This is a genomic window from Flagellimonas taeanensis (genome assembly GCF_003584105.1).
Lineage (GTDB): Bacteria > Bacteroidota > Bacteroidia > Flavobacteriales > Flavobacteriaceae > Flagellimonas > Flagellimonas taeanensis.
Window position 1 is genome coordinate 243,327 of the sequence record NZ_QXFO01000024.1, and the last position, 24,785, is coordinate 268,111.

Sequence of the window (24,785 nt, forward strand, 5' to 3'; positions counted from 1 at the left end):
TACTAGTAGTCTTCCAGGAGTAAAAGATAGACATTTTTTGAGGCACTTCCATAGGAAAGGAAATCGTCCTTGTTCTCCGGTGTGGGTTGAAAATGCTTTAGTGTGGTGATATTGTTGGGAATATCTTTTCTATATTTTTCCTTGATGATCTTGAGTGCCCCGCTGATGGAGTCCACCAACTGACTGGTGGTGGCAAACACGATCAAGTTGGAGGGGAGTTCGTCCAATTTCTTTTCCTTGATCTGGTTGGAGCACACCAAAATGGAGCCGTTGTGGGCGACAAGGTGTTCGCAGGTGGTGAAGAAAATATCACTTTCCTGCCTTTTGTCGGTAAATTCAAGTTTTTCTGAGGCAAAGCGGCTCTCCAGTCTGGGATTGAGGGAGTAAAGCATATGGTTTTGCCAGTCGTTCTCCGAAATGATATTTTTCAACGCTTCGGATATTTCTGAAAAATCCTCGCAATAGATGAACTTGCCCCCGTTTTTCTTGAAATAGATCGTAAACTTTTCGTCAATGGGAATTTTCAGATCGGGCATATGGTCTCCACGGGTTTCCAAAGTTTCCTTGGAAACCTTTTTTCCTCCTCCGAAAATCTTCTTAAAAACTCCCATTTAACGTATCGAGTGCATTTTTCCTATTTCAGTTTGAACGCTATTGATCGTCCAGCTTATCGGCAGGTTCCAGTTTCTCCTCCTCTTTTTCAAAAGGCCTTCTGCCAAAAATCTTTTCCAAATCGTCCTTAAAGATAACTTCTTTTTCCAAAAGCCTGTCAGCAAGCTCGGTAAGTTTGTCCTTATTGTCGGCCAATAATTTAATGGCTCTTTGGTATTGCTCTTCTATCATTTTGGAAATTTCCTGATCGATCCGTTGGGCGGTCTCCTCGCTATATGGCTTGGTAAACCCATATTCGTTCTGGCCGGATGAATCGTAATAGGTAATGTTCCCCAGTTTGTCGTTGAGACCATATATGGTGACCATGGCCCTGGCCTGTTTGGTCACTTTTTCCAAATCGCTCAAAGCTCCTGTGGAAATCTTATCGAAGATGACCTTCTCAGCGGCCCTTCCTCCCATGGTGGCACACATTTCGTCCAACATCTGTTCCGGACGAACGATCAAGCGCTCTTCGGGTAGGTACCAAGCTGCTCCCAACGATTGTCCGCGTGGAACTATGGTGACCTTCACCAAAGGTGCGGCATGCTCCAACATCCAGCTTACGGTGGCGTGACCGGCTTCGTGGTATGCAATGGTCTTTTTCTCTTCGGGGGTAATGATTTTGTTCTTTTTCTCCAAACCACCGACAATCCTGTCCACGGCGTCGAGGAAATCCTGCTTGGTCACCGCCTTTTTCTCTTTACGGGCAGCAATAAGGGCAGCCTCGTTACATACGTTGGCGATGTCAGCACCTGAGAAACCTGGGGTCTGTTTGGCCAAAAAGTCCAAGTCCAATGTCTCCGCGGTCTTGATGGGGCGCAAGTGCACCTCAAAAATCTCTTTTCTTTCGTTTAGATCGGGAAGGTCCACATAAATCTGACGGTCAAAACGTCCGGCACGCATCAAGGCTTTGTCCAATACATCGGCACGGTTGGTGGCGGCCAATACGATGACGTTGGTATTGGTTCCGAAACCATCCATCTCGGTGAGCAATTGGTTCAAGGTGTTCTCGCGCTCATCGTTGGAGCCTGTAAAGTTGTTCTTGCCCCTGGCACGTCCAATGGCATCTATCTCATCAATGAAGATGATGGCAGGTGACTTGTCCTTGGCCTGTTTGAAGAGGTCACGTACCCTAGAGGCACCAACACCCACGAACATTTCCACGAAATCGGAACCGGACAGTGAGAAGAAGGGCACTTTGGCCTCTCCGGCCACGGCCTTGGCCAAAAGGGTCTTACCTGTTCCCGGAGGTCCTACCAAAAGGGCTCCCTTGGGTATTTTTCCTCCGAGAGAGGTGTATTTATCAGGGTTTTTAAGGAATTCCACAATCTCTTGCACTTCTTCCTTGGCACCCTCCAATCCAGCCACATCCTTAAAGGATGTGCGGGTATCGGTCTTTTCATCAAATAGTTTGGCCTTGGATTTTCCGATGTTGAAGATCTGTCCTCCGGCACCTCCCCCGGCACCTCCTGACATCCTACGCATCAAATAGATCCAAATGGCAATAATCAGCGCAAAAGGTAACAAGGACAGCAATAGATCGCCCAGGACATTGGATTCGGTGTCGAATTCCACAATGGTGTCCAGGTTGTTCTCTTTCTTGATCTCCGTGATCTCGTTCTGGAAAATCTGTAGGTCCCCATAGTCCAGGATATACTGTGGCATTAAACTGGAGGAAGGGAAAAGGGGTTTTTTGGCCACACCCTTGTGCACATCTTTGTTGAGGGCCTCTTCGGTGAGATACACCTTGGCCTGTCGGGTATTAGTGATGATGACGATCTTGGAGATGTCACCATTGCGTAAAAATTCCTGTAGTTCTGAAGTCGTGGTTTTCTCGGTACTGGAGAAACTACTTCCTCCAAAGAACTGGAAGCCTATGATCAGGGCGATGACCACGCCGTATATCCACCACGAACTGAAACGGGGTTTCTTAGGGGTATTTGGATTGTTTTCTTTTGCCATTTTTTTTAAGAATTGTAGCTGCTCTCCACCATCGTTACCTTGGCATCTCCCCAAAGTCCTTCAATGTCGTAGAATTCCCTGATGTGTTTTTGAAATACATGAACCACCACATTTACATAGTCCATCAATACCCATTCTGCGTTTTCGGAACCTTCAATGTGCCAAGGCTTGTCTTGGATGGCCTTGCTTACGGTTTTTTGGATAGAGGAAACAATTGCATTGACATGCGTGTTGGAAGTACCGTTGCAGATTATGAAGTAGTCACAAACTGTGTTTTCGATTTCCCTTAGGTCCAGTAGATTGATATCAACCCCCTTTACGTCTTCTATCCCGTGCAAAATCAAGGCAATCAGTTCATCTGCGCTGGCTTTCGTTTTCTGCATTCAAAAATTTTAGTTTTTACAAAGTTATATTTTTTTTGTTTTCTTAGCCTTAGTTTTTAACAAATCGATAAGGCGTACCACATTGGGAGAACATACTCGGATAATCAAACTTGATGCCACGGATTCCACGAACGTATTCTTAAAGGAACTGTTACAGTCTTCCGGCCCATTGGAAGATTACACTACCATAGTGGCCACCAAACAACTTAAGGGTAGGGGACAGATGGGTTCTGCTTGGGAATCTGAAGGAGGTAAAAATTTGACATTCAGTGTTTTAAAGTGCTTTGATTCGTTGCGGGCAGAGCAGCAGTTTTTGTTGAACATAGGGGTGTCATTAGCGGTCTGCGATGCTTTGGAGGCGTATGAAATACCCAATTTGAAGGTGAAATGGCCCAACGACATTATGTCAGGTTCCTTTAAAATCTGCGGCATTTTGATCGAGAATGCCCTAAAAGGGCAGTGGGTGCAACATTCGATCATTGGGATTGGGCTGAACGTGAACCAAGAACGTTTTGAAAATCTGGACAGGGCGGCCTCCCTAAAATCCATTACTGGCCATTTTTATGATCTGGACGGACTTCTGAACCAAATCCTGGAAAAATTACAGGGGCATTTGGATGTTATGGAAGGGAAAACGATGGCCCAACTTTTGCCAAGCTATGAAAAACATCTGTTCAGGAAGGACAAACCTTCCACTTTTACCGATGCCGATGGCGAACTGTTCATGGGATTCATCCGTGGGGTATCATCCACGGGCAAGCTCGTTGTGGAACTTGAAGATCGAATCTTCAAGGAATTTGACCTGAAGGAGGTGACTTTGCTCTACTGAATTGTTGTTTGGTTTCAGGGACTTGGCACTTCCCTTTTTTGAACTTGATGTTTGAACTTGAATGAAACACTGTCAGATGTCACTGATCTGCCTTCAACTTCTATTACATTTTGCCCAAGTTTTTGGAAAGGGTCTCCATGAAATTGGTGATGGGCGATTTGATCATCATGGCCATCATGGCATTGAACTGACCTTCGAAACTCAATCCGACCTCACTTTCATTTTCACCCAAAGAGGTAATGTCCGCAGTCAGGGTAAAGGGCAGTTTATCACTGGCAGCGCCCAAGACCACTTTGTTGTTGGGGCTTTGCTCCTTCAACCTAAGAACGATTTCCGGCATGCCCTTTAGGGCAAATTTGAAGGTGTTTTCATCCAGAACCTCAAACTTGTCGATGTTGTCTGGCATCAGGGTCTCAAAGTTTTTGATGTCCGTGAGGAAGTCAAATATGTCCTTATCGTTCTTGGATACTTTCTTTTTGGAGGTCTCTATGTGCATGGTGTTCGTTTATTTCCATTCCTGTGGATTGGATCTCCACTCCAACAGGGTCTTCAGTTGTGATTCTTTGATGTAATGGGTCTCGGAGGCCTGTTCCACCAAGTGTTCGTAGTCGGAGAGGGTGTGCAGTTCCACACCTTCCTGTTCAAAATTGGTGGTGGCCACAGGGAAGCCATAAGTGAATATGGCCAACATGCCCTTCACTTTGGCATTTTGGTCTTTAAGGGCCTTAACGGCATTGAGGCTACTTTTTCCGGTGCTGATGAGGTCTTCGATGACCACAACGGATTGGCCGGATTCAAATTGGCCTTCAATTTGGTTTTGACGCCCATGGGATTTGGGTTCGGGCCTCACATAGATGAAGGGAAGTCCTAAGGCTTCGGCCACCAAAATACCTATTCCGATGGCACCTGTGGCCACACCGGCGATGACGTCGGGCTTTCCGTAGAGGTTTTCCACTTGTTTGGCCATTTCCTCTCTCACAAAATTCCGGATTTCCGGGTAGGAGAGCATAATCCTGTTGTCGCAATAAATTGGGGATTTCCACCCAGATGCCCATGTAAAGGGATTTTCGGGTTCCAACTTTATTGCATTAATTTGTAAAAGCAGCTCTGCTGTCTTTTTAGCAATTCCCTTATCTAAAACCATTGCGCAAATGTATGAAGTTTTTGTTAATGAGTCCCCACTGATCTTAACAAACGAGCGCCCAGAAAAGTCCAACGGCAACCTGTTCTCCATGGATGGGGATTCCATAATGGAGGCCATTGAGCTTTTGTCCAAAAAAAAATTGAAAAAGGCCTACCTGTACCATCCGGATGGGGATAGGATACTCAAACTTTTCATGCACAAGATACCTGTGGTGGTCGCAGGTGGTGGTTTCGTGGTGAACCCAAAGGGAAAGGTGCTTTTCATCCATCGAAATGGAAAATGGGACCTGCCCAAGGGAAAGGTGGACAAAGGGGAATCCATTGAAAATGCCGCTATCCGTGAAGTAGAAGAGGAGACCGGGGTGAAAGGCTTGGTGATTGAAAAATTTCTGCGCACCACCTACCATGTTTTCAAACGGAATGGGGAATACCAATTGAAACAGACCCATTGGTTTTTGATGTCCACTGACTACAATGGGAAATTGGTCGCCGAGAAGGCCGAAGGTATCAAAAAGGTGAAATGGAAAGGCCCTGAAAAAGCAGCGAAGGCCCTTAAAAATTCATACAACAATATCAGGATATTGTTTGACGATCCATTTATTTCCTAGCCAATATGCCAGAAGCCTCACTGCCCTTTGCCACCCTGTACACGGGGTAGGAGAGATAGGCTTCCTCCAGATGCACGGAACGTTGGAAAATCCAATCCAGTTGTGCGTACCAGTTGTTCGCAAAATTGAGGTCCAGTTTCTTTTTGGTCTCAAAATTTTGGCGCAGAATGGAATCTTTCTGTAGCATCTCCAAGGCAACATCTTCAAAGACATAGGGCGAAAAACCTTCTTTCTGCTGAAGGAAGGTGTCAAAGAAGTTCCAGTTGAAAAAGGAGTCCACGGCATGTGGTTCCAAGGTTTCCAAAAGGTACCTTATGCCCGGTTGACGGGTGGGGACTACAAAATCTCCTGGTTTAAAAGTGACTTTTTTGGTCGTTTTTTCAACTTTGGTATTGTAGTGCAGGTAATGGCCCTCATATGGAGTGTTTCGGGTATCGTATTCCAATATGGTGTAGGTCTCCACGGTGAGCGTAGTGTCCTTGTCCAATTTGAAATATTGGATCTTGTTGGCATCCAATCTCTCCATCACCTTTTGTTGGCTTTGCCTTATGATGTAGGCATCGGGAACGGGAACAGTGTCGGTGGGGTAATATTGGTCCTGATATACCACTTCTTTGGTGAAGGGTCTTGTTCGGTCATATTTTAACCGTGGAAGTCCGGTCACCTCGCTCGTAAACCGTTCTGCTTCGTATCCTTTAAACTGGAGTGTGGAACTTTGCGTGGTGTCCACCTGCCAGTTCAGGTAATATTCGGCAAGGTCCAAGTTTTTTTCCAAGGTCTCCTTGCGCAGGTTCTTTATGTTTTCATGTTCTTTTTCCACCACGGCGATCAAGCTTTCCATGATCTCGTATGTGCCATCCACCCTTTGTTTGTAAGGTTTCAGCATGTGGGTTTCCACCATCAGTCCCAAGGTGCTCCAAAGTGTGGTATAGCCAGTGGAATATCTGGGATGGTCTATAAATTGGCTAAACCCGAATTCTGGAGGCATGTTGAAAACGTTGACATAGGGCGTAATGTCCCAATCTTTTTCCGCCAACGATTTTTCTATACCGGGCATGAAAGAATTGTAGAGATATTCCCCAAGATCTCCGCCCAATTTGTTGTGCTGGGTGAACAAATGGGTCAGTATGTATTGGTAATCGGCACCATTGCTCACATGGTTGTCTATGAATACATCGGGCTTTACCAAATGGAAGATGTCCGCGAAGGTCTTGGCGTTCTTGGAGTCCATTTTGATGAAGTCCCTGTTCAGGTCATAGTTGAGGGCATTTCCCCGGAAGCCATATTCCAAAGGCCCATTTTGGTTGGCCCTGGTGGTCGAGTTCCTATTGAGTGCCCCTCCAATGTTGTAGATGGGTATGGTGACCAATACCGTTTTTTCCGGTGCCGGTACATTCTTGGTGGCCAGGTCCCTGTAGAGCATCATGGTGGCATCGATGCCATCGCTTTCCCCAGGGTGTATGCCGTTGTTGATGAGGATGATCGATTTTTCTTTTCTGATATTCTCAAAATTGAAGTCCCCATCCGGATTGAAGGTCACCATGTGCAAAGGTTGCCCACTGTCCGTTTTTCCAATGGTATGTATGTTTATCTGTGGAAAGTCACGCGCCAATCTTATGTAGAAATCGATGGTTTCTGCATAGGTGGCGGTCTCTTTCTCACCCGATGCTTCGTAAATGGTCTGGTATGAGGTTTCCTTGTTCTGTGTTTTGGTCTCACAGGATAAGAATAGGAGCAGGACTGTAAAAAAGAGGATGTGTTTCAAGGTGCCACGTATTTGTTATAAGTAGAGCCAAAAAGAAATTGACCTTTTTGCAGTCCCAAAAATAACGAATTATCTGCTTATGAGGCCATATCGATGTTGTCCAAATCGCTGGTCTCAATTTTGAATATGGGCTTGTTCTTAAAATTGAGGGTATGTGGACACTTGTCCTTGAACTCGTTCCACTTTTGGTAGTCAAGGGGATCAATGGAAGAGGTGATCATGTTGATGATAATGCGCTCCTTGATGTCCAGGCCTATCAATTCTTCCAGAAAGTCCCAACCGTCCATGATGGGCATGTTGATGTCCAAAAAAATCACCTCGGGGATGCTCTGTTCGTGCTCTGTCCTTTCCTTAAGGGCATCAAAGGCTTCCTTGCCGTTCTGGAAAATTTGCACATCATCGCAAATGGCCACAGGTTTCAATACCTTTTTGATGCCAAATACGGTTATAGGGTCATCGTCCACAATAAAAATACTACTTACTTTCTTCATTGAAATATACGTTGAAGGTAGCGCCTTTGTCCACTTCACTGTTAACTGTTATACTTCCGCCCATGGCCTCTATCTGGTTCTTTATGATGTAAAGGCCGATGCCTTTGGCGTCCTTCCTATTATGGAACGTTTTGTACATCCCAAATATTTTATCGCCGTATCTCTCAAGGTCTATTCCCAGACCATTGTCCGATACGCTGAAAATTAATGTTTTGTCCCTTTTTTTTGCATCCATGGTGATGACAGGGCTTCTTTCGGGGCTGCTGTATTTTACCGCATTGGTCACCAAGTTCAGGATGATGCTGTCCAAGTAGGCGGGAACGCTCCACACGATCATATCCTGTGGGATGTTGTTGATGATCTTCACTTTGTTCTTCTCCAGGAAAGCGGAAAGGTTTTTTCGCACTTTATCAATGCTTTCGTTCAAGTTGAGCGGTTGTTTGCTCAGGGTCACATTGGTGTTGATGTCCACTACTTGGTTGAGGTTTTCCAAGGTCTCCAACAAACTGTCGGATGCCTGGTTGAGCATGTTCATGATATGGGCCTTTTCTGCTTCGTTCTGTTCTTCGGACAAAAATTTCAACAACATGGAAAAGTTTGCCGAGTGCGAGCGCAGGTTGTGCGATACGATATGGGCAAAATTGATGAGTTTTTTGTTCTGGACAGAGGTGATGTTGATCAAATTTCTCAACTGATCCTCCTTTTTCTTCATGGCGGTAATGTCCATGCCTATGCCTATAAGACCACTGATCTTTCCTTCCAGGTCGAAGAGGGGTATCTTGGATGTAAGGAAATTAGTGATTTTTCCATCTTTCTTGATGTTGATGGTCTCCTTTCCCAACATTGGCTTTAAGGTTCTGATGACCTCAAGGTCTTCTTCCCGTGATATTTTTGCGACTTCCTTTTCGTACAGGTCAAAATCGGTTTTGCCAATGAGTTCCTTGGTACTTTTTCCCAAATAGTCGCATTCGGCCTTGTTCACCAATATCTTTCTGGAATCCAAATCCTTGACGAACACGTTCAACGGTAGGTTATCAATGAGGGCGGTCAGTAATTGTTGGTGGTGCTTTATCCGGGTTTCTGAAGTGACTTGTTCGTTGATGTCCTGAAAGGTCCCGAGCAATTTAACGATCTTTCCGTTCTCGCGAATAGGTTTTCCAGTGGCACTCACCCATTTTTCTTGCCCGTTTTGGGTAATGATGGTCAATTTTTTATTGAAGGGTGTCCCTTCATTGATGGCACTGTGGAACAGCATCGATATTTTGTTGCGGCTGTACCCCTGTTTGTAAAAGGCAATGGCATCTGCCACATTTGGTTTATAGGATAGGGGCACATTGTGGATTTTTTTGGTCTCGTCGCACCAGAAAAGCTCCTCTGTGGCTAGGGTATACTCCCAACAACCTACTTGGGACACCTCGGATTTGATCTTTAGTATGTTGTTGGTCTTTTCAAGCTCCATTTCCTTTTCCACCTCACGGGAAATATCATCGGTCTGTATAATGGACCCAATCACATTTTCCTTTTCATCGAACCATGGGGCAAAGGTGCTCTCGAACCAATTCTCCTCCATTTTATTTTCGATACCGTGCCTGAAGGAAAATGATTTGCTCTCTTGCAACTTTTGTTTCAGTAGACCACTTTCTCCGTAGAGGTGAAAGATATTGACCTCCGAACAGTCTTTTGGATTGACCCCAAAAACATCCAGCCATGAATCGGAGGCATCCACTACCGTGCCATCCAATGCCACAAGGGCCGTGGCTTTGGGTAACTGTTTCAATAAGTAATGTTGGGCAATTCTCTCGACTGCTTTCAAAACTCGGGGGTGTTAGGGAAACTTTATGCTATTAAGAAATTTCTGACCAATGTAAGTGTATTGCATCAGCTTACTCATTTATTGTTGTGAAAGGGTCGAAAAATGTTGTTTTCTTGACAAATGTCAATAATTGTGGCAAATTTTCCGGACAACAATATGAAAAGAAAGAAAGTGCGGGATGGAAATATCAGAAATTGGCCACAACAGTGTCGGGAACCAAACCTGTGTAATCTCCCCCGTTGCGAATAACGTCCCTTACTATGGAGGAGCTTATGTAGGATTTTCCTGATGATGTCAACAAGAACACGGTCTCTATTTCGGACAGTTTTCGATTAGTGTGCGCTATGGCCTTCTCAAACTCAAAATCGGCAGGGTTGCGAAGCCCCCTCAGAATAAAGGTCGCCCCTATTTTTTTACAGAAATCCACGGTCATGCCCTCATAGGTCATCACCTTGATCTTGGGTTCGTCCTTGAAGGCTTCCTCTATGAACTTCGTGCGTTCCTCCAAAGAGAACATGTATTTTTTGTCGGCATTGATTCCAATGGCGATCACCAACTCATCAAAGAGCGTAACACCCCTTTTTATGATGTCGTAATGCCCTAGGGTAAGGGGGTCAAAGGAACCGGGGAACACTGCACGTCTCATGGTTGAAAGGTTTTATCCAAAAATACGGTTTTCTATCGTAAGGCCTCTTCAATGGCACTATCAAACAAGGTTTCCAAGGAAATCCCTGACACGCCGGCCTGTTGGGGCAGTAAGCTCTCTTCAGTAAGTCCCGGTGTGGTGTTGACCTCCAAAAGATGGGGCACATCCCCGATAAAGATGAATTCACTTCGCGTAAAGCCTTTCAGTCCCAAGGTCCTATAGATGAACTCTGCCAATTTCCTCACGTTGGTCTCCTGTGCGGCCGATATGCGGGCTGGTGTGATTTCCTGTGATTTTCCCATGTACTTGGCCTCAAAATCAAAAAAATCGTTCTCGGAGACTATTTCGGTAATGGGCAATACGGTCACTTCGCCCTTGTAGGTGATCACGCCCACGGATACTTCGGTACCATCCAAAAAAGATTCAATGATCACTTGGCTGTCCTCTTTGAAAGCCGCGTCTATGGCCCCCGCCAGTTCATCCTTTTGGTACACTTTGGAAATCCCGTAGCTGCTGCCGGACCGATTGGCCTTTACAAAACAAGGGAGTCCCACTTTTTCCACAATGGCCGCCTCGTCCACGGCCTGCCCCTTGTTCAGGTAATAGGAAGTGGCGCAGGGCACACCATAGGGTTTCAACGTGCTCAGCAAGTCCCTTTTGTTAAAGGTGAGGGCCGATTCGTAATGGTTGCAGGAGGTATGGGGAATGCCCAGCAGTTCAAAATAGGCCTGCAACAATCCATCCTCACCTGGAGTGCCGTGGATGGCATTGAAAACACAGTCAAAATGGATTTTAGTGCCATTGGGTCGGATGCTGAAATCTGCCTTGTCCACTGGGAACTCTTCGTTGGAAGCGTCAAGATAGACCCATTTTTCCCTACTGATCACGATTCGGTAGGTATTGTATTTTTGGGCATCCAAAAATTTGTGCACCACGTTGCCGCTCTTGATGGAAATATTGTATTCACTGGAGTGGCCGCCCATAATAATGGCAATGTTCTTTTTCATCTGCTTTTCAAAATATCGCTTTGCCAAAGTAAAGAAAAAAGGGAAGGCTTTCCTATATTTGTTCCGATAAGGTTTTCTGCATGAAAAATTTTTTGGAGTTCTTGAAAAGTAAAACGTTCCTCATCCAGTTGGGACTGGCCGTGGTGGCCATAGTTGTGATTGTTTTTGCCACCTTGCAATGGCTCAAAGGCACGACCAACCACGGTGAGTTTGTAGAGGTTCCGGATTTTTCAAAAATGTCGGTCGCAGAAATGCGAAAAGCAGTTGAGGAAGCAGGGTTGCGCTATCAGGTGCTAGACTCGTCCGAATACAATCCCGATTATCCGAGATTTTCCATTTTGGACCAGAACCCACCCGCGGGCAACAAGGTAAAGTCCAATAGGAAAATTTATTTTACGGTGAACCCATCCGGGTACAAAAAAGTGAGCGTACCCGATATCATCCAAGTCACCCAACGCAACGCAACGGCTATGCTCAGAGCCGTGGGATTGGACGTGGAACGGGTGACCTACATAGACCAACTGGGCAAGGACATGGTCTACAATATGAAGTTCAAAGGGAAATACGTAAAGCCAGGTGACAAGTTGCCCAAGACTTCCAGGATCGAACTGATCTGTGGGAACGGGACCATACCCGAAAGTGCACGTGTACAGGCAGATTCCCAATAATCATGGATATCGAGGACAACCAAGAACTCTCCCAAGACGAACTTTTTGAGCATTACAGGTTCGTGGCCTCCAAAGGGCAGGAACCACTCCGTGTGGACAAATTCTTGATGAACTTTATAGAGAATGCCACCCGTAACAAGATCCAACAGGCGGCCAAGCAGGGCCATATCTGGGTCAACGGCACCACAGTAAAGCAAAACTATAAGGTAAAAGCCGGGGATGAGGTAAAGGTCATGTTCGAGCACCCTCCCTATGAATTTCTGTTGACCCCAGAGAACATTCCATTGGATATTGTCTATGAGGACGATTCCCTTTTGGTGGTGAACAAGCCGGCAGGTATGGTGGTCCATCCGGGGCATGGCAATTATTCAGGTACACTTATCAATGCATTGGTGTACCATTTTGAAAACCTGCCCAACAATAGCTCGGAAAGGCCGGGATTGGTCCACCGTATCGATAAGGACACTTCGGGATTGTTGGTCATCGCCAAAACGGAAAGGGCCATGACCCATTTGGCACAGCAATTTTTTGACAAGAGCAGCGAACGGGAATACGTGGCACTGGTCTGGGGCAATGTGGAAGAAGACGAAGGAACTGTTGAGGGGCACATTGGGCGAAACCCCAAGAACCGTTTGCAGATGATGGTCTATCCCAATGGGGAGGATGGCAAGGAAGCCGTGACCCATTACAAGGTGCTGGAGCGGTTTGGCTATGTTACCCTGATCTCGTGTCGATTGGAAACGGGCAGGACCCACCAGATACGGGTACACATGAAATATATTGGGCATACGCTTTTCAATGATGAACGCTACGGTGGGGAAAAGATATTGAAAGGGACCACTTTTACCAAGTACAAGCAGTTTGTGGAAAACGCCTTCAAGGTATTGCCCAGACAGGCATTGCACGCCAAGACCCTGGGCTTTGAACATCCCGTGACGGGAGAGTTCATGCGGTTCAACACCGAATTGCCGGAAGACATGGTCAACTGTATCGAAAAATGGCGCGGATATGCCAAACACCACGAATCATAGTTTCTTTCAATCTTAAGATTGAAAACACCTTTTGCGTATCTTTCCATTAAATCCAATCCTTCATTATTTTTACCAAAAATTGAGGTATATGGAATGAGCCATGACCATTCTTGATGCCCATCAAAATGTTCAGGCGAGTTTTAAAAACAGTAAAATTAGAACACATGAAAATTGTTGTATCCCCGGCCAAGTCGCTCGATTTTGAAACGGCATTGCCCACATCGAAATATAGCCAGCCACAGTTTTTGGAGGAAGCCCAAAAGTTGAACGGGGTCCTGAAAAATAAAAAACCAAAGGCACTCTCCCAGTTGATGTCCATTTCCGATAATCTGGCCCAACTGAACTGGGAGCGCAACCAACAGTTCGAGCCCCCTTTCACCCCAGAAAATGCCAGACCGGCCGTATATGCCTTCAATGGCGATGTGTACCAAGGCCTTGATGCCTATACCATTCCGGAGAAAAAATTGGACCAATTACAGGACACACTCCGGATTTTGTCCGGTCTTTATGGAGTTTTGAAGCCTTTGGACCTGATCCAGCCCTATCGATTGGAAATGGGGACTCAATTGAAGGTGGGCCGCAAAAAAAACCTGCACGAGTTTTGGAAAAAACAGCTCACCGACCACCTGAACGCCGAGTTGGAGGATGGCGAACTATTCATCAATCTGGCGAGCAACGAATATTTTGGGGCAGTCGATGAGAAAAAACTGAAGGTGCCCGTGATCACACCCATTTTTAAGGATTGGAAGGACGACAAGCTAAAGGTCATCAGTTTCTTCGCCAAGAAAGCCAGGGGGTCCATGGTGCGCTATATCCTGGACACCGATGCCAAGACCTTGGAGGACATCAAAGGTTTTGATCGTGATGACTATACGTTCAGCCAGGAGCATACCCAAAAACCCAACGAGCCGGTTTTTGTGCGGTAATTTTTTGGGAAAAACTGCCAGATTTCCTATGTTTTGGAAAAATGGGGTGTGCTGTTACGTTTATGGGACACATGCCCTAAATTGTGATACATTCAAATTTGACCCAAAGATTATGCTATAATCACGATCTTTGGGGACATCGTTCAACATACAAACACTAACACCGAAAAATCCATGCAGCAGTCCAGACGGTTAGAAGAGTTCAAAAAGTCGGTCACCAACAAGTTCAATATATACAACAGCCTTTTCTTGAGCTTGCCGTATAAGAATATTGAAAATGTGGGGATCCTCATTCCCGTTTTGCTCGATCAGTGCGAAAGGGGACTCAGGGAAGGCAAGGACCCCAAAGAGATTTTGGAGGTCTTTTTCACCAACTTCGCCAATATCAAGGACGAAAGGGAACGCCTGGATTTTATGTTCCGCATCATCCAATACGTGGAACGTCAGGTGGTGCTCTATGATAGTGTGGAAGATTCTGCCTTTCCCCAGCTCCAAAAATACAGCAACTCGCTCACCATTAAGGATTACTTTGAATTGGTGAACCGCACCAAGAATTGGGACAAGGTTTCCAAAAAACTGTCCACCTTCAGTGCACGGATCGTTTTGACGGCACACCCCACACAGTTCTATACCCCCGCTGTTTTGGACATTATCGCCGAGCTGCGTTCGCTCATAGACGAGGACAGGATCTATGACATCGATGTGACCCTTCAGCAGTTGGGGCTCACCTCGTTGATCAATGCCAAAAAGCCGACCCCTTTGGACGAGGCCAAGAACATCATCTACATCCTCCGAAATACCTATTACAATGCCGTTGGTGAGCTGTACCAATATGTGAAAAGTAATATCAAGGACGAGGACTTTGAGAACTACAACATCATCAAACTGGGCTTTTGGCCAGGTGGGGACCGTGACGGGAACCCTTATGTTACGGCGGACATTACCCGAAAAGTGGCCGATGAACTAAGGCTCACCTTGATGAAATGTTATTATAACGAATTGAAGGAACTCCGAAAAAAACTCACTTTCAAGGGCATGCAGGACGACCTCACTAAACTGAGCGACAAACTCTACAAGGCAATGTTCGATCCCACGGTTCCCATAACCTATGCGGAGATCATTGGGCATCTGGAGGACATCAGGGAAAAACTGATAGCGGATTACCACGGATTGTACCTGGACCTTTTGGATAGTTTCACGGACAAGGTACATATCTTCAAGACCCATTTTGCCACTTTGGATATCCGTCAGGACCATAGCAAACATAAATTGGTGGTGGAAACGGTGTTAAAAAAGGAAGGAGCCATCAAAGAAAATTTGGAAGAACTGAAGGAAAAGGACCTAGTGAAGTGGTTGCTCCAAAAAAACCTAAAGTTGGATGCCGCTGATTTTGATGATGAAATCGTGAAAGATACCATTGCCAATATCCAACAGCTGAAGGAAATACAGAAAACGAACGGGGAAGATGGATGCAATCGGTACATCATCAGCAATTCTGAGGATATTTTTGCCGTATTGTTCGTCTTCGGATTGTTCAGATGGTGCGGTTGGGACGAGAAGGACATCACCTTTGACATTGTTCCCCTTTTTGAGACCATGAAAGGGATGGAAGTGTCCGAAGAAGTCATGCAGACCCTTTTTGACATTCCGCAGTATCGAAAGCATCTGGAGAAACGAAACGAAATGCATACCATCATGCTCGGATTTTCCGATGGTACCAAGGATGGGGGCTATTTGAAGGCCAACTGGTCCATATTGAAGACCAAGGAAACACTGAGCAAGGTCTGTAAGAAGAACGGGATCAAGGCCATTTTCTTTGACGGAAGGGGAGGACCACCAGCAAGGGGAGGGGGCAAGACCCACAGGTTCTATGCCGCTCAGACCAAAGATGTGGCCAACCATGAGATCCAATTGACCATCCAAGGGCAGACCATAACCAGTACCTATGGCACCAAGGAACAATTCAAGCACAACTCTGAACAGTTGCTCACCGCAGGGCTCAGCAACAATATTTTTGGAAAGGAGCTTGTCATAACCGCTGCGCAGCGTAAACTGATCGAGGAACTCTCGGATTTGAGTTTTGATAAATACGATGCACTGAAGCAGCATGAAAAGTTCATTCCATATTTGGAGCACCGCAGTACCTTGAAATATTACACCAAAGCGAACATTGGCAGTAGGCCGGGCAAGAGGGGCAACAAGGCAAAACTGACCCTGTCGGACCTTAGGGCCATCTCCTTTGTGGGATCCTGGAGCCAGTTGAAACAGAACGTGCCCGGATATTTCGGTCTTGGAACGGCCATTCAGCAACTCAAGAACGAAGGAAGGCTCAACGAGGTCAAGAAGTTGTACAAGGAAGTCCCCTTTTTCAGGGCATTGATGCACAACAGTATGATGTCCTTGGCCAAGACCAACTTTAACCTGACCAGTTACATGAAGGACGATCCCGAATTTGGGGAGTTTTGGCACATACTCCATCAAGAGTTCCAACTTTCCAAGAAAATGCTCCTCCAGATTTCCGGGCTCAAGATCTTGATGGAAGATGAGGAGGTATCAAGGGAATCGGTAAAGATCAGGGAAAAAATAGTGCTGCCCCTTTTGGTGATCCAGCAGAATGCCCTGTATCACATTACACAGGATTCGGAATTCAAGGAACTGTACGAAAAGATAGTGACACGTTCTCTCTACGGGAACATCAACGCTAGTAGGAACTCGGCGTAGGGCAAAAAAGGCTGGTGGATAAACCATTCAAACATACACACCCCTACGAACCTTTTTTATTCCCAGAGGTCACCAAATTGATTGTGGGAACCTTGCCGCCGCCCCGCTTCACTACGGGTGATCTCAAAAAAGAAGATGTCGATTTCTGTTATGGGAGCTGCAATGGGATGCTTTGGCCCATTTTGGATCGAATCTTTGAACTAGGGTTAAAGTATGAGACCACGTTTGAGGCCATTTCGCAGCGGGAAACATTCCTCCGTAAGCACAAAATTGGGGTCTGTGATATTGTTGCAAGTGCCGAACGGACCAAAATTGATGCCTCCGATCTTGGGATGCAAAATGTGGAACTTCGGGATTTGGTCGGATACCTCAAGAAATATGCGAACATCCATACGATTCTCTTTATGGGAGGCAACAGCAAGAACGGCCCGGAATATTTCTTTCGAAGACAACTGAAGGAACATGACCTGAAATTGGATGTGGTGAATGATGAAGTGCCGCGGGTCCATCAATTTGAATTGCCAACGGATTTAAGTCCAATGTCGGTTCGAGCGCAGTCGAGAACCATAAAAACCGTATCCCTGACCGCTCCTTCGGGTACTGCCAATCGTGCAGTGGGAAGTTTACAGGCCTACAAAGACCTCAAGGCTATAAATCCTGAATTCAATACGTTGGATTTCAGAGTGATGCAGTACCGTGCTTTTTTTGAAAATGACCAATAAACCCGATTTTTTAGAACTTTTACGATTTGGTTAAGACAATTTTAAATCCCTTTCTACGTATATACTTAAATCACAAAACCTAAAATTCAAAAAAATGAAATCAATCCATAAATTGATCGGAATCATTTTCGTTGTTATGCTTATGGCTTCATGTTCTGCGCACATCCATGCCAACAAGAATGGTATTCCTCCAGGACAGGCCAAAAAAATAACCGGGGCAAAGAGTGCAAAGGCATATGCTCCTGGTCAGCAAAAGAAAAACTAGTGTTTGGACAGATTCAAATAAAAAAGGCCCATATATATGGGCCTTTTTGTTTTTTCAAGTTACCATTTTTAGCTTTTTGGAGTCGATAGAATACCATAGAACATCTTGATGCCATAGGCCAACTGGCCAATCTTTACATTTTCGTTCGGACTGTGTTGGTTGTTGTCGGGGTTGACCATCGGGACGATAAAGGCGGGAATCTTCAGTTCATTGATAAAAGGGGCAATAGGGACTGTTCCGCCCATGGTGCGTATCTGTACCACATTGGAACCGAAGGTGTTTTTTAAGGTCTCTGTCAAGAATAGACCATAAGGGTTGTCCAGTTCTGTGCGGAACGCATCGGTGACGCTCCCTTCTTTGACGGTGACTATTTTGTCATACTGCATGCGTTCTTCTTTGGAGGGTTCGTGGTCCAACACTTTGAAGCCTTGTTGGGCAATATGGTCCTTCACCAATTTTTTCAAGCGGTTTCCGTCGGTTTCAACTACCAGACGAAGGTCCAGTTCGGCGGTGGCACTCTCGGGAACAATGGTCCTGGCCTTTTCCCCGATCCATCCGGAACCCAGCCCACGGATGTTCAAAGAGGGATACTGCAATGCTTCCTGGTAAAAACCGCCTACTTTTTCCGCTGATCGGAACTGTAGTTTTTCAGCAATCTCTTCATCGCTGTCAGGAACACTTTTCAAGATTTCCTTGGTGGCCTCGTCAAGGGTAATCCCATCATAGTACCCGGGAATGGTCACTTTGCCATCGGCATCCTTCATGCTGGCCAACAATTGGGCCAATTGGAAGCCAGGGTTAGGGGCGTAGTTTCCATAATGGCCACTGTGTTGCGGTTTAATGGGACCATAGGTGGTCAGGGAAAGTGTAGTGATGCCCCTGCAGCCATATACGATGGTCGGTACGCCAGTGGCATGCACGGGACCGTCCACGATCATCAGAAAGTCGGCCTCCAACAGTTCGCGGTACTGTTTTACGGCTTTGGGCAAGGGTTTACTGCTCTTCTCCTCCTCACTGTCCAAGATGACCTTTACATTGAACGGGATATCCTTTCCATCATTTTTTAATAGGTCGAAAGTGTTCAACAAGGTCACAATGGGTGATTTATCATCCGAAGTGGAGCGACCGAACAAGCGCCAATCGTAATTGATATCCTCCCCCAGTTCATCAAAAGGGACTGTGGTGAAGCTATCGCCTTCAGGCATTTTCAGCACCATTTTATAAGGGTCGGGTTGGTCCCATTTGCTAGGGTCCACCGACTGCCCATCCAAGTGCATGTAGATCAAGACCGTGGGTTTTTCATTGTCCACCGGGGTGGCAGCAAAGAACAATGGAAGTCCATCCGTATCCAAAACAGCAGTGTTGAATCCGCGCTCCCCGAACTTTCGTTTCAACCACATGATATTCCTGTCAATATCATCAGGGTTCAAGGCATCGTTGGGGATGGCAATGAACTCCTGAAGCTCGTTGATGGCATCGGCCACTTGGGATTTTACGGCAACATCATCTTGGGCAAAAAGGGAAAATGAAAGTATAAGGGAAAGGAACGAAATGATTTTTCTCATGGGACAAAATAGGGTTCATTATAAAAGTTGAAATTTAACGAATTTGACCCACAAAATCACTGATTCCGTCCACCCCATTTTGTGTTAAATGTTTGATGAAGGCCGAACCAATGATAGCTCCCTTTGTCTTGGCGGTGGCCTGTTGGAAGGTCTGTGCATTACTGATCCCGAACCCGACAATTTGCGGATTTTTTAAATTCATTCCTGCAATGCGTTCAAAATAAGAAGCTTGCTCCGTACCGAAACCTTCCTTGGCCCCGGTAGTGCTAGCGGAACTCACCATGTAAATGAAGCCTTCAGAAGCATCATCGATTGCTTTGATACGAGTATCACTGGTCTGTGGGGTAATCAAAAATACATTGATCAAACCGTGTCTTTTGAAAATGGTTTCATATTCTTCTTGATACACGTCAAGGGGCAAATCAGGAAGAATGAGCCCATCGATGCCTATTTCCTCACACTTTTGGCAAAAGGTCTCAACACCATATTGCAACACAGGATTGAAATAGCCCATCAAAATCAGCGGAATGGAAACCGATTTACGGATATCCTTTAATTGCTCAAAGAGCAAAGTTGTGGTCATCCCATTTTTAAGTGCTGCGGTAGAACTTGCTTGGATGGTAGGACCATCGGCCAAGGGATCACTGAAGGGCAATCCGATCTCGATTAGATCAACACCGCTCTTTTCCAGATCTTGGATGATTTTTACCGTATCGTTCAAAGCAGGGTAACCTGCGGTAAAATATATGGATAGGATTTTTTTGTCCTCCTGTAGTTTTTGTTTGATTCTATTCATCATGATATGTTGTGTCTAATCCCCCTTTGAAGGGGGTACGGGGGATGTGAAAACACCCCTGAAGTCCCCTCAAGGGGACAGTTATAAATTAAAATAATCGATATAATTCTGTAAATCCTTATCCCCACGGCCTGAAAGGTTCACCACCACCACATCATTTTCCTTAAACTTCCGATCTTTAAAAATGGCCAAGGCGTGTGAGGACTCAATAGCTGGAATGATACCCTCCAATTTACACAGATCCAATCCGGCTTTCATGGCTTCATCATCCGTAATGGAAATGAATTCCCCGCGACCCGAAGTGTATAAATGGGCATGCAAGGGTCCTACACCGGGGTAATCCAATCCCGCGGAAATGGAGTAGGGTTCCGTGATCTGTCCGTCCGGGGTCTGCATCAACAGCGTTTTGCTCCCGTGGATGATGCCTACTTTGCCCAAGGCAGAAGTAGCGGCACTTTCCCCGGAATGGATGCCTTTTCCTGCCGCTTCCACGGCAATGATGCCCACTTCGGGAGTATCCAGAAAATGATAGAAAGCTCCGGCGGCATTACTGCCACCCCCTACACAAGCCACCACAAAATCCGGGTTTTCACGGCCCTCTTTTTCCAACAATTGGGATTTTACCTCTTCAGAAATGACCGATTGAAATCGGGCCACCATATCAGGATACGGGTGTGGCCCCACGACCGAACCGATAATGTAATGGGTATCTACAGGGTTATTGATCCAATCACGGATGGCCTCGTTGGTGGCATCCTTAAGTGTTTTACTGCCCGAAGTGGCAGGCCGTACCTCAGCGCCCAACATTTTCATTCGGGCCACATTGGGGGCCTGACGGGCAATGTCTATTTCACCCATATACACCACGCACTCAATACCCATGAGGGCACAAACGGTTGCTGTGGCCACCCCATGCTGACCTGCACCGGTCTCGGCAATGATACGGTGTTTGCCCAACCTTTTTGCCATTAAGATCTGTCCGATGGTATTGTTGACTTTGTGCGCACCGGTATGGCAAAGATCTTCCCGTTTCAGGTAAATCTTGGTGTTATACTTTCTGGATAGGCGTTCCGCAAAATATAAGGGCGTTGGCCGGCCCACATAATCCTTCAGCAATTGATGGAATTCTTCCTGAAAGGAAGGTTCGGCCATAATCTGGAGATAGTTTTGCCGTAGTTCCTCACAATTGGGATACAACATTTCAGGGATGAATGCCCCTCCAAATTCCCCGTAATAGCCTCTTTCATCAGCGTGATAGCTCATAATCAGTTGTCAGTTTTAAGTTGTAAGTCGTCAGTGAGTTCATTGATGAATGTTTTCAATGACGGTATGTCTTTTAGTCCGGGCTCGATTTCTAATTTGCTGTTCACATCTATGGCGAAGCAATATTGTGAAGCCGGACTGTTCAAAAATGCTTTCAATTTATCCACAGAATCCAATCCGATTCCCCCACTTAAAAAAAAAGGTTTGGTGGAGGGATAGCGTTCCAAAACGGACCAATCAAAAGTGTATCCGTTGCCACCGGGCAGTCTTCCCTTGGTGTCGAAAAGAAAATAATCGCAAACGGATTCGTAATTCTTCAATATTGAAAAATCAAAATCATCCTTAATGGAAAAGACTTTGATGATTTCCAACCCGTCACCCCGAACTTGTTTCGGGGTCCCATCCTTTTGAGATGCTGAAACGAGTTCAGCATGACGAAGATTGCTGCAATATTCAACACTTTCCTTGCCATGAAGTTGAACCGCATCTAAATGATGATGTGCAACTTTTACCATAACCTCTTCCACGGAAGCATCCACGAACACCCCTACTTTTTTAATGGATTTCGGGAACGTGGGCATGTCTCCCCCAAAATACCGTGAGGAAGGCTCCCAGAAAATGAAACCCAGGTAGTCGGGGTGCAGTTGTGCCACCTCTATGGGGTTTTGGTTCATGCCACAAACTTTTAGTTTCATTTTATTCTTCTTGGTTATTTCTCACTTAGATTTCGACTGCGCTCAATCTTACATTTCGAAATAACATTATTTTTCCTTGCTGGTCATTTCGAACGAATGTGAGAAATCTTCATTTAGATTTCTCAATCGCTTCGCTCATTTCGAAATGACATCATTTATTTAATTCATTAATAAATGCTTTGGCACCGACGCCAGGATTATCTGTTTTCATGAAATTCTCGCCGATCAAAAAGCCTTTGTACCCAAATTCTCTTAACCCCTGAATGGCTTCAATGGAACTGATACCACTTTCGGACACTTTTACAAAGTCATCTGGAATCTGTTCCGATAGGGTTTTACTGGTATCCAAACTTACCTCGAAGGTTTTCAGGTTTCTGTTGTTCACGCCCAACATATCCAGACTGGGCATGATGGATTTATGGAGTTCCTCTTCGTTGTGGACTTCCAACAAAACATCCAATCCCATACTTTTGGCGGTTTCAGAAAACGTTTTAATCTCCTCTCGAGATAAAATGGCCGCAATCAACAAAATCACATCGGCTCCATAAGCCCTGGCTTCCACAATCTGGTACTCATCTATGATGAATTCTTTCCGCAAAAGTGGAATGTTCACGGATGCCCGCGCCAGAACCAAATCATCCAACGAACCACCGAAATATTTTCCATCCGTTAATACAGAAATGCCACAAACGCCAGCGTCGGCATAGCCCTTGGCCACATCCTGCACGTTCAGGTTTTGGTTTATGACCGATTTGGATGGGGAACGCCTTTTGTGCTCGGCAATAATGCCCGTATTACTTTTCCGCAGGGAGGCAGCCAAGGAAACTGAAGTACGTTCCATCATCACCGAAGCTTCCAATTGGGGAAGGGTGATCAAGGATTTTTTCAAATCGACCTCTTTGCGTTTGTCGGCAACTATTTTATCTAATATGTTCATTTATTTTTTATGATAATGAGATGCTGAAACGAGTTCAGCATGACGTCTTTTTTTACTTTGTCATTCTGAACGAAGTGAAGAATCTCTTTTTGGATTATTGTCTTCCTTCAACTCTGCTCAGGAAACTTCAGCATCATATTTTAGTCATTCTGAACGAAGTGAAGAATCTATTAAATTCTCTCGACTGCGCTCGAGATGGCACTAATTTTCACTCAATTTTTGCAACTTTTTCAACGCCTCCAATCCTTTTCCGCCCAATAGTGATTCTTTGGCCTTTTCAAATCCTTCTTTTGGCGTAATCCCCTTCACGGTGGCAATGGCAATGCCTGCATTGGCACAGACCACATTGTTCTGGGCCTCGGTGCCTCTTCCTTGTAGTACGTTCATAAAGATTTGGGCAGATTCGGAAATGTCCTCTCCACCTGTAATCTCTTCTTGGGTTACTTTTTCTACCCCAAAATCCGCTGGGGTCAACATGGCCTCTGAATTATTGGAGATGGTCTTCGTGTCTCCCGTCAAGGAAATTTCATCATAACCATCCAAGGCATGGAGTACTGTGAATTTTTTATCGGTATTTTGATAAAGGTAGCCATACATCCGTGCCAATTCCAGATTGAAAACACCTACCATCTGGTTTTTTGGAAAAGCGGGGTTCACCATGGGCCCCAACATATTAAAAAAGGTCTTTACCGCCAGTTCCTTTCTTATAGGGCCTACGTTCTTCATGGCAGGGTGGAAGAGGGGTGCGTGCAGCACACAAATACCTGCTTCCTCGATGGACTTTTTCAGGAAATCGGCATCATTACTAAATTTGATGCCCAAAAATTCCATGACATTGCTACTTCCACATTTGGAAGAAACTCCGTAGTTGCCGTGTTTGGTGACGGGAATTCCTGCTCCGGCCGTTACAAAAGAGGCCAAAGTGGAAATGTTGAAGGTATCTTTGCCATCACCCCCGGTTCCGCAGAGATCGATGGGGTCGTAATCCGATAGGTTCACAGCCAAGCAAAGGTCCAAAAGGGCGTCGCGGAATCCTTCCAACTCTTCAATGGTGATGCTCCGCATCATATACACGGTAAGGAATGCAGCAATCTGGGAGGTATTGTAATCCCCTTTGGCAATGTTTACCAATACCTGTTTGGCCTCTTCCTTGGGCAATATTTCGTGATTGATCAGTTTGTTTAAAGTCTCTTTCATTTCAGTATTTTGTCATTCCACATGGATGCTGACCGGAGTCGAAGCATGATGTGGAGTCTTTTATTCAATTAGGTTTATTTGGATTCCTGCTTTCCCTTCGGCTACGCTCAGGGTACTGCAGGAATCACATATTACTAGCTATTCAACCAATTTTTAAGCATTTGTTTTCCTTCTGGGGTCAAAACAGATTCAGGGTGAAACTGTACTGCGGTCACATCATATTCCTTATGTCGAAGCGACATGATCTGCCCGTTTTCATCCACCGAGGTGATTTCCAGTACTTCGGGAACGTTGGGATCTACCACCCAGGAATGGTATCTTCCCACCTGAAGGTTTTTTGGCATTCCCTTGAAAATGGGGTCGTCTTTCGTCACCGTGATGGTAGTTGAAACACCGTGATATACTTTGTCCAGGTTTATCAAGGTGCCACCAAACACTTCACCGATGGCCTGCAGTCCTAGGCAGACGCCAAAAATTCTTTTGGTAGGGGCATAGGTTCTGATGATGTCCTTCAAAAGACCTGCCTCATCTGGAATACCTGGGCCGGGGGACAACACAATGTATTGGAACGGTTCCACTTCATCCAACGTAAGCTGATCGTTCCGTTTTACGGTGACCTCGCAATCCAAATCCTCCAGATAGTGCACCAAATTGTAGGTGAAGCTATCGTAATTGTCTATCATTAAAATCTTCCTTCCCAT

The 24,785-nt window shown here is 45.6% G+C and carries 25 protein-coding genes; 8 read left to right on the forward strand and 17 right to left on the reverse strand.

Going from position 1 to position 24,785, the window contains the following annotated elements; all coding sequences use genetic code 11:
* Nucleotides 1–2: 2 nt before the first annotated feature.
* From D2V93_RS13170 to rsfS, 3 genes are read right to left on the reverse strand one after another with little or no spacing between them, the layout of a single operon-like run.
* Nucleotides 3–611, reverse strand: a complete 609-nt coding sequence (locus tag D2V93_RS13170) for an LUD domain-containing protein (RefSeq protein ID WP_119617975.1) — start codon at nucleotides 609–611, stop codon at nucleotides 3–5.
* A 40-nt stretch (nucleotides 612–651) separates the two neighbouring features.
* Nucleotides 652–2,613 carry an ATP-dependent zinc metalloprotease FtsH gene (gene ftsH / locus D2V93_RS13175; protein WP_119617976.1) on the reverse strand — a complete coding sequence of 654 codons (1,962 nt, stop codon included), beginning with the start codon at nucleotides 2,611–2,613 and terminating at the stop codon, nucleotides 652–654.
* Between the two features lie 5 nt (nucleotides 2,614–2,618).
* Entirely contained in the window at nucleotides 2,619–2,996 is a 378-nt protein-coding gene (gene rsfS, locus D2V93_RS13180; protein ID WP_072879541.1) for a ribosome silencing factor, read from the reverse strand.
* Nucleotides 2,997–3,078: 82 nt separating this feature from the next.
* Between rsfS and D2V93_RS13185 the strand changes: the two genes are divergently transcribed.
* Nucleotides 3,079–3,825, forward strand: a complete 747-nt coding sequence (locus tag D2V93_RS13185; RefSeq protein ID WP_119617977.1) for a biotin--[acetyl-CoA-carboxylase] ligase — start codon at nucleotides 3,079–3,081, stop codon at nucleotides 3,823–3,825.
* A gap of 103 nt (nucleotides 3,826–3,928) precedes the next feature.
* Here D2V93_RS13185 and D2V93_RS13190 read toward each other — a convergent pair whose 3' ends face one another.
* Both D2V93_RS13190 and pyrE read right to left on the reverse strand, forming a co-directional pair.
* A complete protein-coding gene (locus D2V93_RS13190; RefSeq protein WP_119617978.1) occupies nucleotides 3,929–4,321 on the reverse strand; it encodes an SRPBCC family protein in 393 nt (130 codons plus the stop codon).
* Between the two features lie 9 nt (nucleotides 4,322–4,330).
* A complete protein-coding gene (pyrE, locus tag D2V93_RS13195; RefSeq protein ID WP_072879547.1) occupies nucleotides 4,331–4,969 on the reverse strand; it encodes an orotate phosphoribosyltransferase in 639 nt (212 codons plus the stop codon).
* Nucleotides 4,970–4,976: 7 nt separating this feature from the next.
* On the opposite strand from pyrE, the gene D2V93_RS13200 reads away from it, so the two are divergent.
* Nucleotides 4,977–5,576, forward strand: coding sequence for an NUDIX hydrolase (locus tag D2V93_RS13200; protein ID WP_119617979.1), 600 nt, complete (start codon nucleotides 4,977–4,979; stop codon nucleotides 5,574–5,576).
* Here D2V93_RS13200 and D2V93_RS13205 read toward each other — a convergent pair.
* From D2V93_RS13205 to D2V93_RS13225, 5 genes are all read right to left on the reverse strand, one after another.
* A complete protein-coding gene (locus D2V93_RS13205; RefSeq protein WP_119617980.1) occupies nucleotides 5,566–7,341 on the reverse strand; it encodes a M14 family metallopeptidase in 1,776 nt (591 codons plus the stop codon). The genes D2V93_RS13200 and D2V93_RS13205 overlap by 11 nt on opposite strands.
* A 77-nt stretch (nucleotides 7,342–7,418) precedes the next feature.
* Nucleotides 7,419–7,832, reverse strand: a complete 414-nt coding sequence (locus D2V93_RS13210; RefSeq protein ID WP_072879553.1) for a response regulator — start codon at nucleotides 7,830–7,832, stop codon at nucleotides 7,419–7,421.
* Nucleotides 7,816–9,609 carry a PAS domain-containing sensor histidine kinase gene (locus D2V93_RS13215; RefSeq protein ID WP_245978026.1) on the reverse strand — a complete coding sequence of 598 codons (1,794 nt, stop codon included), beginning with the start codon at nucleotides 9,607–9,609 and terminating at the stop codon, nucleotides 7,816–7,818. Before D2V93_RS13215 ends, D2V93_RS13210 begins: the two co-directional genes overlap by 17 nt.
* A 223-nt stretch (nucleotides 9,610–9,832) precedes the next feature.
* Nucleotides 9,833–10,291 (reverse strand): pantetheine-phosphate adenylyltransferase, encoded by a 459-nt coding sequence (gene coaD / locus D2V93_RS13220; protein WP_119617982.1) that lies wholly within the window; start codon nucleotides 10,289–10,291, stop codon nucleotides 9,833–9,835.
* Nucleotides 10,292–10,323: 32 nt separating this feature from the next.
* On the reverse strand, nucleotides 10,324–11,298 hold the full coding sequence (locus D2V93_RS13225) for a D-alanine--D-alanine ligase (protein ID WP_119617983.1): 975 nt from the start codon (nucleotides 11,296–11,298) through the stop codon (nucleotides 10,324–10,326).
* An 80-nt stretch (nucleotides 11,299–11,378) separates the two neighbouring features.
* Between D2V93_RS13225 and D2V93_RS13230 the strand changes: the two genes are divergently transcribed.
* The 6 genes from D2V93_RS13230 (at nucleotide 11,379) to D2V93_RS18680 (ending at nucleotide 17,631) form a co-directional block, all read left to right on the forward strand.
* Nucleotides 11,379–11,966, forward strand: coding sequence for a PASTA domain-containing protein (locus D2V93_RS13230; RefSeq protein WP_072879561.1), 588 nt, complete (start codon nucleotides 11,379–11,381; stop codon nucleotides 11,964–11,966).
* Between the two features lie 2 nt (nucleotides 11,967–11,968).
* Nucleotides 11,969–12,997: an RluA family pseudouridine synthase gene (locus tag D2V93_RS13235; RefSeq protein ID WP_072879563.1), complete on the forward strand. Its 1,029-nt coding sequence runs from the start codon at nucleotides 11,969–11,971 to the stop codon at nucleotides 12,995–12,997.
* Between the two features lie 164 nt (nucleotides 12,998–13,161).
* Nucleotides 13,162–13,923: a peroxide stress protein YaaA gene (gene yaaA, locus D2V93_RS13240; RefSeq protein WP_119617984.1), complete on the forward strand. Its 762-nt coding sequence runs from the start codon at nucleotides 13,162–13,164 to the stop codon at nucleotides 13,921–13,923.
* 174 nt (nucleotides 13,924–14,097) lie between these two features.
* On the forward strand, nucleotides 14,098–16,644 hold the full coding sequence (locus tag D2V93_RS13245) for a phosphoenolpyruvate carboxylase (RefSeq protein WP_119617985.1): 2,547 nt from the start codon (nucleotides 14,098–14,100) through the stop codon (nucleotides 16,642–16,644).
* A gap of 11 nt (nucleotides 16,645–16,655) precedes the next feature.
* On the forward strand, nucleotides 16,656–17,366 hold the full coding sequence (locus tag D2V93_RS13250; RefSeq protein WP_090336667.1) for a uracil-DNA glycosylase family protein: 711 nt from the start codon (nucleotides 16,656–16,658) through the stop codon (nucleotides 17,364–17,366).
* Between the two features lie 94 nt (nucleotides 17,367–17,460).
* The gene (locus D2V93_RS18680) at nucleotides 17,461–17,631 is read left to right on the forward strand and encodes a hypothetical protein (protein WP_177190117.1); all 171 of its coding nucleotides are present in this window, start codon (nucleotides 17,461–17,463) and stop codon (nucleotides 17,629–17,631) included.
* 68 nt (nucleotides 17,632–17,699) lie between these two features.
* Here the strand turns inward: D2V93_RS18680 and D2V93_RS13255 are convergent, their stop codons facing one another.
* The 7 genes from D2V93_RS13255 to D2V93_RS13285 form a co-directional block, all read right to left on the reverse strand.
* Complete coding sequence (locus D2V93_RS13255; protein WP_119617986.1) at nucleotides 17,700–19,196, reverse strand: M20/M25/M40 family metallo-hydrolase; 1,497 nt, start codon at nucleotides 19,194–19,196, stop codon at nucleotides 17,700–17,702.
* Nucleotides 19,197–19,230: 34 nt separating this feature from the next.
* Nucleotides 19,231–19,992: a tryptophan synthase subunit alpha gene (trpA, locus tag D2V93_RS13260; RefSeq protein ID WP_119617987.1), complete on the reverse strand. Its 762-nt coding sequence runs from the start codon at nucleotides 19,990–19,992 to the stop codon at nucleotides 19,231–19,233.
* A gap of 81 nt (nucleotides 19,993–20,073) precedes the next feature.
* Nucleotides 20,074–21,255: a tryptophan synthase subunit beta gene (trpB, locus tag D2V93_RS13265; protein WP_119617988.1), complete on the reverse strand. Its 1,182-nt coding sequence runs from the start codon at nucleotides 21,253–21,255 to the stop codon at nucleotides 20,074–20,076.
* Nucleotides 21,256–21,257: 2 nt separating this feature from the next.
* Entirely contained in the window at nucleotides 21,258–21,950 is a 693-nt protein-coding gene (locus tag D2V93_RS13270) for a phosphoribosylanthranilate isomerase (RefSeq protein WP_119617989.1), read from the reverse strand.
* A 151-nt stretch (nucleotides 21,951–22,101) separates the two neighbouring features.
* On the reverse strand, nucleotides 22,102–22,887 hold the full coding sequence (gene trpC / locus D2V93_RS13275) for an indole-3-glycerol phosphate synthase TrpC (protein ID WP_119617990.1): 786 nt from the start codon (nucleotides 22,885–22,887) through the stop codon (nucleotides 22,102–22,104).
* A gap of 201 nt (nucleotides 22,888–23,088) precedes the next feature.
* Entirely contained in the window at nucleotides 23,089–24,084 is a 996-nt protein-coding gene (trpD, locus tag D2V93_RS13280; protein WP_119617991.1) for an anthranilate phosphoribosyltransferase, read from the reverse strand.
* A gap of 134 nt (nucleotides 24,085–24,218) precedes the next feature.
* A complete protein-coding gene (locus D2V93_RS13285; protein WP_119617992.1) occupies nucleotides 24,219–24,785 on the reverse strand; it encodes an anthranilate synthase component II in 567 nt (188 codons plus the stop codon).

Excerpts from the sequence above, each read along its gene's own strand:
- D2V93_RS13190 (WP_119617978.1), bottom strand. The coding sequence starts at position 4,321 with ATGCACATAGAGACCTCCAAAAAGAAAGTATCCAAGAACGATAAGGAC.
- D2V93_RS13270 (WP_119617989.1), bottom strand. The coding sequence starts at position 21,950 with ATGAAACTAAAAGTTTGTGGCATGAACCAAAACCCCATAGAGGTGGCA.
- D2V93_RS13225 (WP_119617983.1), bottom strand. The coding sequence starts at position 11,298 with ATGAAAAAGAACATTGCCATTATTATGGGCGGCCACTCCAGTGAATAC.
- trpD (WP_119617991.1), bottom strand. The coding sequence starts at position 24,084 with ATGAAAGAGACTTTAAACAAACTGATCAATCACGAAATATTGCCCAAG.
- D2V93_RS18680 (WP_177190117.1), top strand. The coding sequence starts at position 17,461 with ATGAAATCAATCCATAAATTGATCGGAATCATTTTCGTTGTTATGCTT.
- D2V93_RS13170 (WP_119617975.1), bottom strand. The coding sequence starts at position 611 with ATGGGAGTTTTTAAGAAGATTTTCGGAGGAGGAAAAAAGGTTTCCAAG.
- trpA (WP_119617987.1), bottom strand. The coding sequence starts at position 19,992 with ATGAATAGAATCAAACAAAAACTACAGGAGGACAAAAAAATCCTATCC.
- rsfS (WP_072879541.1), bottom strand. The coding sequence starts at position 2,996 with ATGCAGAAAACGAAAGCCAGCGCAGATGAACTGATTGCCTTGATTTTG.
- D2V93_RS13230 (WP_072879561.1), top strand. The coding sequence starts at position 11,379 with ATGAAAAATTTTTTGGAGTTCTTGAAAAGTAAAACGTTCCTCATCCAG.
- D2V93_RS13255 (WP_119617986.1), bottom strand. The coding sequence starts at position 19,196 with ATGAGAAAAATCATTTCGTTCCTTTCCCTTATACTTTCATTTTCCCTT.
- D2V93_RS13245 (WP_119617985.1), top strand. The coding sequence starts at position 14,098 with ATGCAGCAGTCCAGACGGTTAGAAGAGTTCAAAAAGTCGGTCACCAAC.
- trpC (WP_119617990.1), bottom strand. The coding sequence starts at position 22,887 with ATGAACATATTAGATAAAATAGTTGCCGACAAACGCAAAGAGGTCGAT.
- trpB (WP_119617988.1), bottom strand. The coding sequence starts at position 21,255 with ATGAGCTATCACGCTGATGAAAGAGGCTATTACGGGGAATTTGGAGGG.
- D2V93_RS13235 (WP_072879563.1), top strand. The coding sequence starts at position 11,969 with ATGGATATCGAGGACAACCAAGAACTCTCCCAAGACGAACTTTTTGAG.
- D2V93_RS13210 (WP_072879553.1), bottom strand. The coding sequence starts at position 7,832 with ATGAAGAAAGTAAGTAGTATTTTTATTGTGGACGATGACCCTATAACC.
- yaaA (WP_119617984.1), top strand. The coding sequence starts at position 13,162 with ATGAAAATTGTTGTATCCCCGGCCAAGTCGCTCGATTTTGAAACGGCA.
- D2V93_RS13200 (WP_119617979.1), top strand. The coding sequence starts at position 4,977 with ATGTATGAAGTTTTTGTTAATGAGTCCCCACTGATCTTAACAAACGAG.
- coaD (WP_119617982.1), bottom strand. The coding sequence starts at position 10,291 with ATGAGACGTGCAGTGTTCCCCGGTTCCTTTGACCCCCTTACCCTAGGG.
- pyrE (WP_072879547.1), bottom strand. The coding sequence starts at position 4,969 with ATGGTTTTAGATAAGGGAATTGCTAAAAAGACAGCAGAGCTGCTTTTA.
- ftsH (WP_119617976.1), bottom strand. The coding sequence starts at position 2,613 with ATGGCAAAAGAAAACAATCCAAATACCCCTAAGAAACCCCGTTTCAGT.
- D2V93_RS13285 (WP_119617992.1), bottom strand. The coding sequence starts at position 24,785 with ATGGGAAGGAAGATTTTAATGATAGACAATTACGATAGCTTCACCTAC.